We start from the raw sequence: 15,146 nt of genomic DNA, 5'->3' as shown, positions 1-15,146 counted from the left end.
GAAGCCAGAGCACACGACGTCCCCGGAGCGATAGATGAACAACGACATTCCCCACCTGCCCATTTACATGGACTACAGCGCCACGACCCCGGTCGACCCGCGCGTGGTGGACAAGATGATTCCGTATCTGCGCGAGCAGTTCGGTAACCCCGCATCGCGCAGCCACTCGTATGGCTGGACGGCGGAGCGCGCAGTCGAAGAAGCGCGCGAGAACGTCGCGGCGCTGGTCAACGCAGACCCGCGCGAAATCATCTGGACCTCGGGCGCAACCGAGTCGGACAACCTCGCGATCAAGGGTGCAGCGCACTTCTACAAGAGCAAAGGCAAGCACATCATCACGGTGAAGACCGAGCACAAGGCCGTGCTCGACACCTGCCGCGAACTTGAGCGTGAAGGCTTCGAAGTTACGTATCTGGATGTGAAGGACGACGGTCTGATCGACCTCGAAAAGTTCAAGGCGGCGATTCGCCCGGACACGATTCTCGTGTCGATCATGTCCGTGAACAACGAGATCGGCGTGATTCAGGACATCGAGGCAATCGGCGAGATCACCCGTGAAAAAGGCATCATTTTTCACGTGGACGCGGCGCAAGCCACCGGCAAGATCGAGATCGATCTGCAAAAGCTGAAGGTCGACCTCATGTCGTTCTCGGCGCACAAGACTTATGGCCCGAAGGGCATCGGCGCGTTGTACGTGCGCCGCAAACCGCGTGTGCGTATTGAAGCGCAAATGCACGGCGGCGGTCACGAGCGCGGCATGCGTTCGGGCACGCTGGCAACTCACCAGATCGTCGGCATGGGCGAAGCGTTCCGACTCGCGCGGGAAGAAATCGCAACGGAAAACGAGCGCATTCGCATGCTGCGCGACCGCTTGCTGCGCGGCCTGTCGGAAATCGAAGAAGTGTATGTGAACGGCGACATGGAAAAGCGTGTGCCGCACAACCTGAACATCAGCTTCAATTTCGTCGAAGGCGAATCGCTGATCATGGCGGTGAAGGACGTGGCGGTGTCGTCGGGCTCGGCGTGTACGTCGGCTTCGCTGGAACCGTCGTATGTGCTGCGCGCGCTCGGCCGTAACGACGAACTCGCGCACAGCTCGATCCGCTTCACGGTGGGCCGCTTCACGACCGAGCAGGACGTCGACTACGTGATCAATCTGCTGAAGACGAAAATTTCGAAGCTGCGCGATCTGTCGCCGCTGTGGGAAATGCATCAGGACGGCATCGACATTTCGACCATCCAGTGGGCGGCGCACTGACGCGCCGGCTGGTCGAAATTGATCGCGCTGTTATCCGATTGGCAGATTGAAACGAATTAAGGAGTGTAATCATGGCTTATAGCGACAAGGTTCTGGATCACTACGAAAACCCGCGCAACGTCGGCTCGTTTGCGAAGGACGACGACGCAGTCGGCACCGGCATGGTCGGCGCGCCTGCTTGCGGCGACGTGATGAAGCTGCAGATCCGCGTGGGCGCGGACGGCATCATCGAAGACGCGAAGTTCAAGACGTACGGCTGCGGTTCGGCGATCGCATCGAGTTCGCTCGTCACCGAATGGGTGAAGGGCAAGACGCTCGATCAGGCTATGTCGATCAAGAACACGCAGATCGCGGAAGAACTCGCGTTGCCGCCGGTAAAGATCCACTGCTCGATTCTCGCGGAAGACGCGATCAAGGCTGCGGTCGCCGACTACAAGCAACGTCACGGCGCAGCGGTCGAAGAAAGCGACAAGCAACACGCTTGATGCTTCTGGTTCGGGAACGACCGGGTAACAGGAAGCGGGCGGCGCGACGACACGCGCCGTCAGGCATGAGCGACATTTGATGCAGGCAGGGTAGCGGTGCGTCGGCACGCACCGCGCAATGAGAAACGCTATGGCAATTACGTTGACCCAGAAGGCAGCACAGCACGTCCAGAAGTATTTGACCCGTCGCGGTAAAGGCGTGGGCCTGCGTCTCGGCGTGCGCACCACCGGTTGCTCCGGCTTGGCTTACAAGCTCGAGTATGTGGACGAACTCGCGCCCGAAGACGAGGTGTTCGAGTGCAACGGCGTGAAGATCATTGTCGACCCGAAAAGCCTTGCATATATCGACGGAACCGAACTCGATTTTGCGCGCGAAGGGCTGAACGAAGGCTTCAAGTTCAATAACCCGAATGTGAAAGACGAGTGCGGCTGCGGCGAGTCGTTCCGCGTGTAACTCGAAAACTTCCGCGTGCAGCGGACCAAAGGCGGCGCGGGCCGCCTTTTTAGTTTGCTCCGCGATTTCGCGTGAGGCAGCCCGGTTGAGCCGGCTATGCGCCCGATCTCCGCTCCAATGCACTTTTCTCGACGGAATTTTTTGATCCGATGGTTTCGCTGAACGTCTCGCTGAACGATAGCCACTTCGACCTGTTTGGTCTTCCTGCGCAATTCGCGCTCGATCCGGCTGCGCTCGATCACGCGTATCGCACGGTGCAGGCGCAAGTGCATCCGGACCGCTTCGCGGCGGCCGGCGACGCACAGAAGCGCATCGCGATGCAATGGGCCACGCGCACGAACGAGGCGTATCAAACGCTTCGCGATCCGTTAAAGCGCGCGACCTACCTGTTGCATCTGCGGGGCATCGACGTCGGCGCGCACGACAACACCGCCATGGAGCCGGCGTTTCTGATGCAGCAGATGGAGTGGCGCGAAGGCATTGAAGACGCCGCCGCCGCAAAGAACGTCGACGCGCTCGACGCGTTGCTCACGCAATTGCGCGACGAAGAGCGCATCCGTTTCGAGAAGCTCGGCGCATTGCTCGACAGCGGCGTGAATCAGGCGGCGGGCGAAGCGGTGCGGCAGTTGATGTTTATCGAACGCGTGGCCGCGGAAATCGGCACGCAGATCGAGCGGCTCGAGGACTAGGCGGCTCGTTTGCAGCGTCGCCTCGCAGCGATGCAAAGCGGCATTGGCATTACATCCAGCAACGCAATTTCAGGACGGAGTCTGACGGCTCCGAGAAGATCCAGATGGCCTTACTGCAAATCTCCGAACCCGGCATGGCGCCGGCGCCTCATCAGCGGCGTCTGGCGGTCGGTATCGACCTCGGCACGACCAATTCTCTCGTCGCCGCCGTGCGCAGCGGTGTGCCCGACGTGCTGCCCGACGAAGACGGCCACGTGCTGCTGCCCTCGGTCGTGCGCTACCTGGAAAAGGGCGGCCGCCGCATCGGCCGCGCGGCCAAGGCCGAGGCGGCGACCGATCCGCGGAACACGATCGTCTCCGTCAAGCGTTTCATGGGACGCGGCAAGGCGGAAGTGGAGGGTGCCGAAAACGCGCCCTACGATTTCATCGACGCGCCCGGCATGGTGCAGATCCGTACCGTCGACGGTGTGAAGAGCCCGGTCGAGGTATCGGCGGAGATTCTCGCGACGCTGCGCCAGCGCGCCGAAGACACGCTTGGCGACGAGCTGGTCGGCGCAGTGATCACGGTACCCGCTTACTTCGACGAAGCCCAGCGCCAGGCGACCAAGGACGCCGCGCGTCTGGCGGGCCTGAACGTGCTGCGCCTATTGAATGAGCCGACCGCGGCCGCGATTGCCTACGGCCTCGACAACGGCTCGGAAGGCTTGTACGCCGTCTACGATCTCGGCGGCGGCACCTTCGACCTGTCGATTCTCAAACTCACGAAAGGCGTATTCGAAGTGCTCGCGGCGGGCGGCGACTCGGCGCTCGGCGGCGACGATTTCGACCACGCGCTGTATCGCCATGTACTCGAGCAGGCCGGTATCGCGCCGAAAGCGCTCGCGCCCGAAGACGTGCGGCTGCTGCTCGACAGCGTGCGCACGGCCAAGGAGGCGTTGTCGGACGCGCCTGAGGCAACCCTCGCCGTGGCGCTTTCCAGCGGCACCAGGATCGATCTGACGATCGACGAGGCCACTTTCGAGGCCATCACTCAGGCGCTCGTGCAACGCACGCTCGGCCCGACGAAAAAAGCGTTGCGCGACGCCAAAGTCACGACCAAAGAGATCAAGGGCGTCGTCCTGGTGGGCGGTGCGACGCGCATGCCGGTGATTCGCCGGGCGGTCGAATCGTTCTTCGGCCAGCCGCCGCTCACCAATCTCGATCCCGACCAGGTCGTCGCGCTGGGTGCCGCAATCCAGGCTGACCTGCTCGCCGGCAACCGCGGCGCGGACGGCGACGACTGGCTGTTGCTCGACGTGATTCCGCTGTCGCTCGGCGTCGAGACAATGGGCGGTCTGACCGAGAAGATCATCCCGCGTAATTCGACGATTCCGGTCGCGCGCGCGCAGGATTTCACCACGTTCAAGGACGGCCAGACGGCAATGGCGATCCACGTCGTGCAAGGCGAGCGCGAGCTCGTCAGCGACTGCCGCTCGCTCGCGCGTTTCGAGCTGCGCGGCATTCCGCCGATGGCGGCCGGCGCGGCGCGCATCCGCGTGACCTATCAGGTGGACGCGGACGGCCTGTTGTCCGTGTTTGCACGCGAACTGGGCTCGGGCGTGGAGGCGTCGGTGGTCGTGAAGCCGTCCTATGGTCTTGCCGACAACGACATCGCCAGAATGCTCGAAGACAGCTTTTCCACCGCTGAAGTCGACATGCGCGCCCGCGCGCTGCGTGAGGCGCAGGTCGAAGCGCGGCGTCTCGTCGAAGCGACCGACGCGGCGCTCGCCGCCGACGCCGAACTGCTCGACGACAGCGAGCGAGCGGAACTCGACGCGCTGCTGACCGGCTTGCGCAATGTCGCCGGGAGCGACGACGTGGACGCGATCGAAGCAGCGACCAAAAAACTCGCCGAGGGCACCGATGAATTCGCTGCCCGCCGCATGAACAAGGGCATTCGTCGCGCGCTGGCCGGCCGCAAGCTCGACGAGATCTGAAGCTCGCGCCGGTTGCTTTGAAAGCGCCGGCAACCGTCGGCAAGCGGCGGTAAGAGTCGGCAAGCGGCGTCGCCGCAAGAACTGAAGCGCGTCGCGCGGACTTAAAAACTTCGCGTGTCGCCAGTAAAATGGCGCGGACCTGGTTGAGGCCGCGCCTCGGACCCAAACGGAAAATGTATGCCTCAAATCGTTGTGCTGCCTCACGTCGAACTGTGCCCGGAAGGCGCGGTGATCGAAGCCGTGCCCGGCAAGAGCATTTGCGACAACCTGCTCGATAACGGAATCGAAATCGAGCATGCCTGCGAGAAGTCTTGCGCGTGCACGACCTGTCACGTGATCGTGCGTGAGGGTTTCGCCGCCTTGACGCCGTCCGAGGAAGACGAGGACGATCTGTTGGACAAGGCGTGGGGGCTCGAGCCGGCTTCGCGTCTGTCGTGCCAGGCGATTGTGCCGGCCGAGCAGGACCTGGTCGTCGAAATCCCGCGTTACTCGATCAATCACGCGAAGGAAAATCACTAACAGGAGGACGCAGCCATGAAGTGGACCGATACGCAAGACATCGCGATGGCCCTGACCGACAAGCATCAGGACGTCGATCCGCAGCAAGTGCGCTTCACCGACCTGCACCGCTGGGTCACCGAACTGGAAGGATTCGACGACGATCCTAACCGGTCGAACGAAAAGATCCTCGAAGCGATCCAGGCTGCATGGATTGAAGACGCGGATTACTGAGTTTGCGAAGCGGCTTGCGCTGATGCGGCTGCGGTAAAGACAAAGGCGATTCCACTGGAATCGCCTTTTTTATGCACGCCAGATCAGATGCGCAGCGTCAGTCCGCCACGAGCGTGCCGTTCTGCACGCGAACGCGCTGTCCTTGCTGGAACGGCGGCGCTTCGTGATACGTGAAGTAGCGCGTCTTGCCGTTTTCCATTCGCACCCGCACCGAATAGGACGTCGTGCTGCGGATATGTTTTTCGACTGAATTGCCTGCAAGGCCGCCGCCGAGGGCGCCGAGCAGTGTCATTGCGGTGCGCCCGTTGCCACTGCCGAACTGATTGCCGACCACGCCGCCCGCCACCGCGCCGCCGACCGCACCAATGCCGGTTCCATGACCTTCCTGACGCGCTTCGGAAATTGCTACGACCGTGCCGCAACTCGCGCAATAGGCCGGTTGCGTCGGCTGCTGCTGAGCATATTGCGGCGCGGGCTGTGCCTGTTGCTGTTGCGCGTACTGTTGCTGCGCGGGAGCAGGTGCCGGCGCGCGCTGCGGCTGCGGTACGGGTTGCTGCGGCGCGGCCTGCTGCGCGATCTGACCGGAACTCTGCTGCGCCGACGGGTTGGCCGGTGCCGCCGAATCGACCACAGCTGGCTGGCCGCTTTGTGGCAGCACTTGCGCCGCTTGCGTCTGGCTGGTGGGCTCGCCGGTGCTGGACGCCTTGGGGAACATGCCCGTCATCGCTGCTGTCGCCACGAGGCTCGCAATAATCACAGCGCCCGCAGCGGTCGCGATGAGCGGATGGAGCCGCCGCTGGGACGTCGGCGGTGCTGGGTTCTGCGCCACTGGTGTCGCAGGTTGCGTGTTGGGTCTTTCCATTTTCGCCTCCGTCTTTGGCAGAGTGACTTGTAATGAGACCAAGTCTCCGCGAAATCGATCCACCTGACGTTTCCAATTGTAACGATTTGACGAAAATCGCGCTTTCGTCTACGTACCCCCAAGGGCGCTTTTACCAATGGTTACACGCCCGAAGGCCTCAGCCAGTGCCTTGCGCCTCCGCACAAAACAAAACGCCCGGCATCGGAGCCGGGCGTTTTCAAAGCAAATCGCGCAGTGCTTAGTCTTCGCGACGCAGATGCGGGAACAGAATCACGTCGCGGATGCTCGGGCTGTCGGTGAGCATCATGACCAGACGGTCAATGCCGATACCGCAGCCACCTGCTGGCGGCATGCCATATTCGAGCGCGCGGATATAGTCGGCGTCGTAGAACATGGCTTCTTCGTCGCCGGCGTCTTTCTGGTCGACCTGCTTCTTGAAGCGCGCCGCCTGATCTTCCGGATCGTTCAACTCCGAAAAGCCATTGGCGATTTCGCGACCGGTAATGAACAGCTCGAAACGCTCGGTGATGCCTTCCACCTTGTCCGATGCGCGCGCGAGCGGCGACACCTCGATCGGATAGTCGATGATGTACGTCGGCTCCCACAGTTGCGACTCGGCGGTCTCTTCGAACAGCGCGAGTTGCAGCGAGCCCACGCCCGCATTCAGGAACTGCGGCTGCGACGCGTCCACGCCGAACTTCTTCAGTTCCGTGCGAAGGAACGCGCTGTCGGCTAGCTGCTCGTTCGTGTATTGCGGTGCGTACTTCTGGATAGCCTGAGTGATCGTCAAACGATGGAACGGCTTCGCCAGATCGAGTTCGCGCCCTTGATACGTGATCGTCGCCGTGCCCAATGCGTCGATCGCGGCCTGGCGGATCAACTGCTCGGTGAAATCCATCACCCACTTGTAATCGGTGTACGCCGCGTAGAACTCGATCATCGTAAATTCCGGGTTGTGGCGCACGGAGACGCCCTCATTGCGGAAGTTACGGTTGATCTCGAACACGCGCTCGAAGCCGCCCACCACCAGCCGCTTCAGATACAGCTCAGGCGCGATGCGCAGGAACATCTGCATGTCGAGCGCGTTGTGGTGCGTGGTGAACGGCTTGGCCGCCGCACCGCCGGGAATGGGGTGCAGCATTGGCGTTTCGACTTCCATGAAGTCGGCGTCGGCCATGAATTTGCGGATAGACGAGATCGCCTTCGTACGCGCGACGAACGTCTTGCGCGTTTCCGGCGTGACGATCAGATCGACGTAGCGCTGGCGATACTTCATCTCCTGGTCCGACAAGCCGTGGAACTTGTCCGGCAGCGGACGCAGCGACTTCGACAGCAGGCGCAGTTCCGTACAGCGCACGGAAAGCTCGCCCTTGTTCGTGCGAAACAGCACGCCGCGCGCCGCGACGATGTCGCCCATGTCCCACTTCTTGAAGGCGTCGTACGTTTGCTGACCGACGTCGGCCGGCGTGATGAAGAACTGGATCTGCCCCGAGCCGTCGCGCACGGTCGCAAAGCTTGCCTTGCCCATCACACGCTTGAGCATCATGCGGCCGGCAATCGCGACTTCGAGCGGGTTTGCCTCGAGCGCTTCCTTGTCGGTGTGCTCGAACTGCGATTGCAGATCTTCCGCATGATGCGTGGGACGGAAATCGTTCGGATAGGCGACACCTTGCTCACGCACCTCGCGCAGCTTTTCACGGCGCTCGGCGATGATCTTGTTGTCGTCCATCTCGGGCACGACGCTCGGCTGCGCCGCATCAGGCTGGGCCGCATCAGGCTGGGCCGCGTTAGGCTGGATCGGTTCGTTCATGATGGTTTGGTATTCGTGGTCCACAATCGGTGGTCCGCAATCGGTGGCCGGCTTGCGGACAGCCAGTTGGTGACAGACCTCAGGCGGTAAAAAGATACGGCGCGGCGTTGCATGCCGCGCCGGTCGTACTCAGACGCCCTGTTTCAGGCTCGCGCTGATGAACGGATCGAGATCGCCGTCGAGCACGCTCTTCGTATTGCTGATTTCGACGTTGGTGCGAAGGTCCTTGATACGGCTGTTGTCCAGCACGTATGAGCGGATCTGGTGACCCCAACCCACGTCCGTCTTGCCCGCTTCGAGCTTGTCCTGCTCGGCCTGACGCTTACGGATTTCCGCTTCGTACAGACGCGATTTCAGCATGGCCATCGCTTCAGCGCGGTTGCGGTGCTGCGAGCGATCGTTCTGGCACTGCACGACGATGCCCGACGGCATGTGCGTGATACGCACCGCGGAGTCGGTCTTGTTGATGTGCTGACCGCCCGCACCGGACGCGCGGTACGTGTCGATCCGCAGATCGGCCGGGTTGATGTCCACCTCGATCGAATCGTCGACTTCCGGATACACGAACACCGAAGAAAACGACGTATGACGTCCGCCCGACGAGTCGAACGGCGACTTGCGCACGAGGCGGTGCACACCGGTTTCGGTGCGCAGAAAGCCGTAAGCATATTCGCCTTCGATCTTGATCGTGGCGTTCTTGATGCCTGCGACATCGCCGTCGGTCTGCTCCAGTACTTCGGTCTTGAAGCCCTTGCGTTCGCAGTAGCGCAGGTACTGACGCAGCAGCATGGACGCCCAGTCGCACGCCTCGGTGCCGCCCGCGCCGGCCTGGATATCCAGGAACGCGTTGTTCGGGTCGGCCGGATTCGCGAACATGCGGCGAAATTCCATGTCGGCGACGCGCTGTTCGAGCGCTTGTGCGTCCGTTTCGCAGGCGATCAACGTTTCGTCGTCGCCTTCTTCACGCGCCATGTCGAACAGGTCTTGCGCGTCGCGCAAGTCGTTGTCGAGCGACGTGAGTTTGCCGACGGTGTCGTCGAGCAGTTTCTTCTCCCGGCCGAGTGCCTGGGCGTGTTTCGAGTCGTTCCAGACGTCCGGGTCTTCGAGTTCCCGGTTGACTTCGATTAGACGCAGTGCTTTGTCGTCGTAGTCAAAGATACCCCCGTAGGTCGGCCGCGCGCGTGCGCAGGTCCGCCAGAGAGGCTTCGATCGCGTTGAGACGTTCCGCTTCCATGTCGATCTTTTATAGCTTCGTAAAAAGGGGAAATTATAGCCGATCGGCGCCGCGCGCCGGAGTCGATCGAGCGAGCCGGCGCGGGTTTGGGATTGATTTTGCGGAGATTTTCGGCGCCGCGGCAGGTTCGCGCAGCGGCGCCGATGAAGCCGGTAAAGCCGGTGGAGTCGCTCTAGCTCGCCGCGTGCTCGACGATCAGCTGCACGCGCGAGACGCCGTTCCACGTGTCGCTCGCAAGCCGGTACGCGACCGTCGTGCGTGCGGGCAGCGTGTCGGTGTGATTGAACCAGATTGCGTTGAAGCGCTGGCGGCCGCGCATCAGTTGCAGCTTCAGGTGCTTGTCCTTCACGAGCGCCTGCGACGCGACGTCGAATTCGCCAGAAAACACCGGCGCCGGGAAACCTTGGCCCCAGACAGCGGCGTCGAGCATTTCGACGAACTGCGGCGTGAAGTATGCGTCTTCCAGTTCGCCGTCGGTTTCGACGGTGCGCGAGAGCGCTTCTTCGGTGAGCCACTCGCGGCCGACCGCTTCGAACGCGGCCGTGAAGCGCGGCACGTCGGCGGCGGCGAGCGTCAGGCCCGCCGCCATCGCGTGGCCGCCGAATTTGACGATCATGCCGGGCTCGCGCTTCGAAATCAGATCGAGCGCGTCGCGCAGATGGAAGCCCGCGATCGAGCGACCCGAGCCTTTGACGAGCTGGCCGCTGTCGTCGGCGAGCGCGAACGTAAACGAAGGCCGGTGAAACTTCTCTTTCAGCCGTCCGGCCACGATGCCGATCACGCCCTGGTGCCAGGCCGGATTGAACAGCGTGATGGTGGCCGCGCCGTCGGGGTCGATCGACGAGAGGTCGTCGAGCGCCTGTTGCTGCATGCCCGCTTCGATTTCGCGGCGCTCGCGGTTCATTGCATCGAGTTGTTGCGCGAGGTCCCACGCGCGGCCGACGTCGTCGGTCGTCAGGCATTCGATGCCGAGCGACATATCCGACAGCCGTCCCGCCGCATTCAGCCGCGGACCGAGCGCGAAGCCGAGGTCGAAGCCCGACGCACTGCGGGCGTCGCGCGCGGCGGCGCGAAAGAGGGCGGCGATGCCAGGCTGCATCTTGCCCTTGCGGATGCGTTGCAAACCTTGCGCGACCAGCACGCGGTTGTTGCCGTCGAGTTTCACGACGTCCGCGACGGTGCCGAGCGCGACCAGATCCAGCAGGCCATCCAGGCGCGGCTCCGGGAAGTCGTCGCCGAACGCGCCGCGGCGGCGCAATTCGGCGCGCAACGCGAGCAGCACGTAAAACATCACGCCGACGCCCGCGATGCACTTGCTGGGAAACTCGCAGCCCGGCTGGTTCGGATTGACGATCGCGCGGGCAGCGGGTAACTGGTCGCCGGGCAGGTGGTGATCTGTCACGAGCACGTCGATGCCAAGAGCGTTGGCCGCCTCGACGCCGTCCACGCTTGCAATGCCGTTGTCGACCGTAAGCAGAAGGTCCGGCTTGCCCGATGCGTTGCGCGCCGCCAGCGCGACGATTTCGGGCGTGAGGCCATAGCCGTATTCGAAGCGGTTTGGCACCAGATAGTCGATCTGGGCGCCGAACATGCGCAGCCCGCGCACCGCGACCGCGCAGGCGGTGGCGCCGTCGCAATCGTAGTCGGCCACGACCAGCATGCGGCGCTTTTGCCCGATCGCGTCGGCGAGCAGCACAGCGGCGTCTTCGCAGCCTTTCAGCGCGGCGGGCGGCACGAGGCGCGCAAGTCCGGTTTCGATTTCATCCGGCAGGCACACACCGCGCGCCGCATACAGACGCGCGAGCACTGGATGCAGGCCGTGGCGCACGAGAATTTCAGCGTCGACGGGAGAACAGGCGCGCGTAACGATTCGGGTCATTCTGAAAGGCCGTCCGTAGGGTCGGTCATGCAATCGATCATTCGATGAAAAGCGAGGCGAGCAGGCGCCGTCGCCAGAACTTGCGCAGATCGCCGCGCGTGATGCTGAGCGTGACGGACCCTGTGTCGCCGCACAGGGTCAGGCCGAGTTCGGCGAGCGCCCCCGACTGCAATGCTTCGAGCGCCGGTTCGAACCAGTCGCCCTGGAGCGCCGCGAAGGCCGCGTTCCAGCGTGCCCAGTCCTGTTCGATATACGGCGCCGAGAACGGGTCGAGCTCCACAAGGGTGGTGTTTCGCGCGTGTGCTGCGGTGTGCACATCCTTGGCCGCGCTCGAACGGGTTGCCTGGTCGCCTGCATTGGTGCCGCCGCGGTCCTCCAGCGACGACAGCGCCGCGAACGAAGCGGACGGTGCGCCAACTGGCACGCCGGCTGTGAGTGCGAGGCCGCGCGTCGCTGCGGCGTCTGAAAAGACGCGTGAGAACGGGCTGCGCACAGGCCGCGCCGCACCTTGCGCGTGAAACCAGATCGAATTGACGGCGGGCAGGCCCCGCGCCTCGCGGGCTTCGTTCACGGGGTGCTCGAACCAGGCCATTTGCACTTCGTTCTGCAGCTTCATCCACGCCCGCGAACGCTCGCCGGAATGCGCTTCGTGCGGCAACCAGATTTCGATGTTACGGCCGCTCGCGCGCAACGGCGATGCACCGGCCAGCGTGCCGAAGTCGTCGCCCGACAGGTACCAGCGCGCGGGCTTCGGCGCCTCGATGCGCACGCCGAGTTCCTGGATCAGAGGCCGGGCCACCTCAAGCAGCGCGCTCGCTTCGTCATCGGACAAATCGAGCGACGCCGGGTCGATCAGCACCAGATGGTCATGCGCGATGCGCACGTGCACCGGCTGCACGCAGGCCCACGTCGCATCGCCCGGTTCGCCGCCGTCGGCGCGCAGCATGTAGGGCGCGAGCGGGGCTTCGTCGGCGGCTGCCGCGCCGCTTGCGCCACCGCCGCTCGGCGTGCCTGTCGCGCCCGCCACGCCCGTCGAGGCGGTCGAGGCGCTGGATAGCGCGCCGAACTGACGCGCGATCCACCGTTCATGCGGCAGCGTGCGCTGGAAATCCTCGCCGATCACACGCTCGACGAGCGTCGCGCGCGCGACCAGCCGGTCGAGTGCAGGGCTGCGGATGTCGTGTAGGGCGGTGGACGCGTCGGCTGCGGCGGGCAGCGCGAAAGGAAGCAGAAGATGGAGGCGGTCGGCGTGCATGATGCTGCGCATTGTAGGGCAAAGCGCGCTGCGGTTTCGATAGGCGCGGCCGGGTTGGCGCGGGTCGGCGCGGTTCGGCAATGGGTCGCCGTCGCGTCGGCAGTTGGGTCGAGCTATCCGCGCAGCGCTCCCGCAGAGGTCTATATAGCGGCCCCGCCAGCCGCTCCACCGGCAGTCCCTTTATGCGGCGGCGCGGCATTGTATGGCAAACTTCGCGCTTGGTTGACGGTGGCGGCATCGTCAATCCGGGGCGGGTTTGCGCCGCGACGTCGGACAGGAACCATCCGGATTGCCGCGACACCAATGATCAGGACACTCGGGTCGGACTCGCGACGCGAAGGCAGATGCATCAGCGGGCTTATCCTCGGACGCATCGCCAGACGCATCGCCGGACGTAAGACACCGCACACAGCCCGGGTAGCCGAAGAACGCAGAAAAGGACTCGCTTGAAATTTCCCTACGAATGGCAGATCGGCTGGCGCTACACCCGCGCCGGCAAACGCACGACCGGCAACGGCTTTATCTCCTTCATCGCACTGGTTTCGATGTCGGGCATCGCGCTTGGCGTCGCCGCGCTGATCGTGGTCTTGTCGGTCATGAACGGCTTTCAGAAAGAAGTGCGCGACCGCATGCTGTCGGTGCTTGCGCACGTCGAAATCTTTTCGCCGACCGGCTCGATGCCTAACTGGCAACTCACGGCCGACGAAGCGCGCCGGAACAAGGAAGTGATCGGCGCCGCGCCTTATGTGGAAGCGCAGGCGTTGCTCACGCGCCAGGACGCAGTTAGCGGCGTGGCGTTGCGCGGCGTCGAGCCGACGCTCGAGCCGCAGGTATCCGACATCGGCAAGGAGATGAAAGGCGGCAAGCTCACCGATCTCGTGCCCGGCGACTTCGGCATCGTGCTGGGCGCGGACCTCGCGACCAATCTCGGCGTGACCGTCAACGACAAGATCACGCTGGTCGCGCCCGAAGGCACCATTACGCCGGCCGGCATGCTTCCGCGTCTGAAGCAGTTCACTGTGGTGGGCATCTTCGAGTCGGGGCATTACGAGTACGACAGCACGCTCGCGCTCATCAATATCAAGGACGCTCAGGCGCTGTTCCGCCTACCCGCGCCGACCGGCGTGCGGTTGCGTCTCGCCGACATGCAGCGCGCGCCGGAAGTCGCGCATCAACTTGCCCGCAGCCTCTCCGGCGACCTGTATATCCGCGACTGGACGCAGCAGAACAAGACCTGGTTCTCAGCGGTGCAGATCGAAAAACGCATGATGTTCATCATCCTCACGCTGATCATTGCGGTCGCGGCGTTCAATCTCGTGTCGTCGCTCGTGATGACTGTGACCAACAAGCAGGCCGACATCGCGATTCTGCGCACGCTCGGCGCGCAGCCAGGTTCGATCATGAAGATTTTCGTCGTGCAGGGCGTGACGATCGGCTTTATCGGCACGGCAACCGGCGTTGCGCTGGGCTGCCTGATCGCGTGGAGCATTCCATGGCTCGTGCCGATGATCGAGCATATGATCGGCGTGCAGTTCCTGCCGCCGTCGGTGTATTTCATCAGCGAACTGCCGTCCGAACTGATTCCCGCGGACGTCGCGCGAATCGGCATCATCGCGTTCGTGATGTCGGCGGTGGCGACGCTTTACCCGAGCTGGCGCGGTGCCAAAGTTCGTCCCGCGGAGGCGCTGCGCTATGAATGACCGTTCCGCAACTCTACCCATGGCCGCGCAGGAACTGACGCCGCATCCGTACGTGCTGGAAGCAACCGGCATTTCGAAGTCGTTCGTGCAGGGCGGTCTGAACGTGCAGGTGCTCAACAACACCGAACTGAACGTGCGGCGCGGCGAGAAGCTTGCGATTGTCGGCGCGTCCGGTTCAGGCAAGAGCACGCTGCTGCATGTGCTCGGCGGCCTTGACGATCCGAGTGCGGGCCACGTCTCGGTGATGGGCAAGCCGTTCACGAAGCTCTCCGAACGCGAACGCAACGACTTGCGCAATCGCGCACTCGGTTTCGTGTACCAGTTTCATCATCTGCTACCCGAGTTTTCCGCACTCGATAACGTCGCCATGCCGTTGCGGATTCGCCGCATGACGACCGAGGCGTCGCGCCGCGAAGCGCTCGCGGTGCTGGAGCGCGTCGGCATGGCGCATCGCGCGAAACATCGGCCGGGCGAGCTGTCGGGCGGCGAGCGTCAGCGTGTGGCAATTGCGCGGGCGCTGGTCACGAGGCCGGCGTGCGTGCTCGCCGACGAGCCAACCGGTAATCTGGACGGCGGCACTGCGGACACGGTCTTCAATCTGATGCTCGAACTGTCCCGAACGCTCGAAACGAGCTTCGTGATCGTCACGCACGACCCCGAACTGGCCGGGCGGTGCGACCGCATCATGCGGCTGCGCGACGGGATTTTGCATGAGGAGCCGCCGGTTCCGGTGTAAGCGTGGCGAGGCGGCATAGAGCTGGAGTGGCTCGACGTGCCGGCCGCTTGATCTGCTTAATCTGCTCAATCCACTT

Annotated in this window: 14 protein-coding genes; 9 read left to right on the top strand and 5 right to left on the bottom strand. The window is 63.5% G+C overall.

Going from position 1 to position 15,146, the window contains the following annotated elements; genetic code table 11:
* The first annotated feature begins 34 nt into the window (after positions 1-34).
* The 7 genes from BCA01S_RS01650 to iscX all read left to right on the top strand — a co-directional run bounded on the left by BCA01S_RS01650 (position 35) and on the right by iscX (position 5,594).
* Positions 35-1,258 carry an IscS subfamily cysteine desulfurase gene (locus BCA01S_RS01650; protein ID WP_027775430.1) on the top strand — a complete coding sequence of 408 codons (1,224 nt, stop codon included), beginning with the start codon at positions 35-37 and terminating at the stop codon, positions 1,256-1,258.
* Between the two features lie 71 nt (positions 1,259-1,329).
* Positions 1,330-1,743 carry a Fe-S cluster assembly scaffold IscU gene (iscU, locus tag BCA01S_RS01645; protein WP_027775429.1) on the top strand — a complete coding sequence of 138 codons (414 nt, stop codon included), beginning with the start codon at positions 1,330-1,332 and terminating at the stop codon, positions 1,741-1,743.
* Between the two features lie 130 nt (positions 1,744-1,873).
* On the top strand, positions 1,874-2,197 hold the full coding sequence (iscA, locus tag BCA01S_RS01640) for an iron-sulfur cluster assembly protein IscA (protein ID WP_020065506.1): 324 nt from the start codon (positions 1,874-1,876) through the stop codon (positions 2,195-2,197).
* A gap of 149 nt (positions 2,198-2,346) precedes the next feature.
* On the top strand, positions 2,347-2,886 hold the full coding sequence (hscB, locus tag BCA01S_RS01635; RefSeq protein WP_027775428.1) for a Fe-S protein assembly co-chaperone HscB: 540 nt from the start codon (positions 2,347-2,349) through the stop codon (positions 2,884-2,886).
* Positions 2,887-2,990: 104 nt separating this feature from the next.
* On the top strand, positions 2,991-4,862 hold the full coding sequence (gene hscA, locus BCA01S_RS01630; protein ID WP_027775427.1) for a Fe-S protein assembly chaperone HscA: 1,872 nt from the start codon (positions 2,991-2,993) through the stop codon (positions 4,860-4,862).
* Positions 4,863-5,039: 177 nt separating this feature from the next.
* Positions 5,040-5,381, top strand: coding sequence for an ISC system 2Fe-2S type ferredoxin (gene fdx, locus BCA01S_RS01625; RefSeq protein ID WP_006051275.1), 342 nt, complete (start codon positions 5,040-5,042; stop codon positions 5,379-5,381).
* 15 nt (positions 5,382-5,396) lie between these two features.
* Entirely contained in the window at positions 5,397-5,594 is a 198-nt protein-coding gene (iscX, locus tag BCA01S_RS01620; protein WP_013588918.1) for a Fe-S cluster assembly protein IscX, read from the top strand.
* Positions 5,595-5,691: 97 nt separating this feature from the next.
* On the opposite strand, the gene BCA01S_RS01615 is transcribed toward iscX, so the two are convergent.
* From BCA01S_RS01615 to BCA01S_RS01595, 5 genes are all read right to left on the bottom strand, one after another.
* Complete coding sequence (locus tag BCA01S_RS01615) at positions 5,692-6,456, bottom strand: glycine zipper 2TM domain-containing protein (protein WP_027775426.1); 765 nt, start codon at positions 6,454-6,456, stop codon at positions 5,692-5,694.
* Between the two features lie 238 nt (positions 6,457-6,694).
* Positions 6,695-8,266, bottom strand: a complete 1,572-nt coding sequence (lysS, locus tag BCA01S_RS01610) for a lysine--tRNA ligase (protein WP_042317768.1) — start codon at positions 8,264-8,266, stop codon at positions 6,695-6,697.
* A 129-nt stretch (positions 8,267-8,395) separates the two neighbouring features.
* A protein-coding gene (gene prfB, locus BCA01S_RS36810) for a peptide chain release factor 2 (RefSeq protein WP_110403016.1) occupies positions 8,396-9,500 on the bottom strand; the annotation gives its coding sequence in 2 pieces (ribosomal slippage) (positions 8,396-9,418 and positions 9,420-9,500; 1,104 coding nt in all).
* 172 nt (positions 9,501-9,672) lie between these two features.
* A complete protein-coding gene (gene recJ, locus BCA01S_RS01600; protein ID WP_027775423.1) occupies positions 9,673-11,379 on the bottom strand; it encodes a single-stranded-DNA-specific exonuclease RecJ in 1,707 nt (568 codons plus the stop codon).
* 37 nt (positions 11,380-11,416) lie between these two features.
* Positions 11,417-12,646 (bottom strand): hypothetical protein, encoded by a 1,230-nt coding sequence (locus BCA01S_RS01595; RefSeq protein WP_027775422.1) that lies wholly within the window; start codon positions 12,644-12,646, stop codon positions 11,417-11,419.
* Positions 12,647-13,080: 434 nt separating this feature from the next.
* Here BCA01S_RS01595 and BCA01S_RS01590 point away from each other — a divergent pair, with 434 nt between their 5' ends.
* Positions 13,081-14,334 (top strand): lipoprotein-releasing ABC transporter permease subunit, encoded by a 1,254-nt coding sequence (locus BCA01S_RS01590; RefSeq protein WP_027775421.1) that lies wholly within the window; start codon positions 13,081-13,083, stop codon positions 14,332-14,334.
* A complete protein-coding gene (gene lolD / locus BCA01S_RS01585; RefSeq protein WP_027775420.1) occupies positions 14,327-15,070 on the top strand; it encodes a lipoprotein-releasing ABC transporter ATP-binding protein LolD in 744 nt (247 codons plus the stop codon). Before BCA01S_RS01590 ends, lolD begins: the two co-directional genes overlap by 8 nt.
* Positions 15,071-15,146: the final 76 nt, after the last annotated feature.

Source organism: Paraburkholderia caledonica NBRC 102488 (genome assembly GCF_000685095.1).
Classification (GTDB): Bacteria; Pseudomonadota; Gammaproteobacteria; order Burkholderiales; family Burkholderiaceae; genus Paraburkholderia; species Paraburkholderia caledonica.
Note: the sequence above shows the minus strand (reverse complement) of the source record. Positions and strands in the feature narration are given on the sequence as shown.

Coding starts and splice junctions, on each gene's coding strand:
- iscX (WP_013588918.1), top strand. CDS start 5,397: ATGAAGTGGACCGATACGCAAGACATCGCGATGGCCCTGACCGACAAG.
- recJ (WP_027775423.1), bottom strand. CDS start 11,379: ATGACCCGAATCGTTACGCGCGCCTGTTCTCCCGTCGACGCTGAAATT.
- fdx (WP_006051275.1), top strand. CDS start 5,040: ATGCCTCAAATCGTTGTGCTGCCTCACGTCGAACTGTGCCCGGAAGGC.
- BCA01S_RS01595 (WP_027775422.1), bottom strand. CDS start 12,646: ATGCGCAGCATCATGCACGCCGACCGCCTCCATCTTCTGCTTCCTTTC.
- iscA (WP_020065506.1), top strand. CDS start 1,874: ATGGCAATTACGTTGACCCAGAAGGCAGCACAGCACGTCCAGAAGTAT.
- BCA01S_RS01650 (WP_027775430.1), top strand. CDS start 35: ATGAACAACGACATTCCCCACCTGCCCATTTACATGGACTACAGCGCC.
- lolD (WP_027775420.1), top strand. CDS start 14,327: ATGAATGACCGTTCCGCAACTCTACCCATGGCCGCGCAGGAACTGACG.
- iscU (WP_027775429.1), top strand. CDS start 1,330: ATGGCTTATAGCGACAAGGTTCTGGATCACTACGAAAACCCGCGCAAC.
- hscA (WP_027775427.1), top strand. CDS start 2,991: ATGGCCTTACTGCAAATCTCCGAACCCGGCATGGCGCCGGCGCCTCAT.
- lysS (WP_042317768.1), bottom strand. CDS start 8,266: ATGAACGAACCGATCCAGCCTAACGCGGCCCAGCCTGATGCGGCCCAG.
- hscB (WP_027775428.1), top strand. CDS start 2,347: ATGGTTTCGCTGAACGTCTCGCTGAACGATAGCCACTTCGACCTGTTT.
- BCA01S_RS01615 (WP_027775426.1), bottom strand. CDS start 6,456: ATGGAAAGACCCAACACGCAACCTGCGACACCAGTGGCGCAGAACCCA.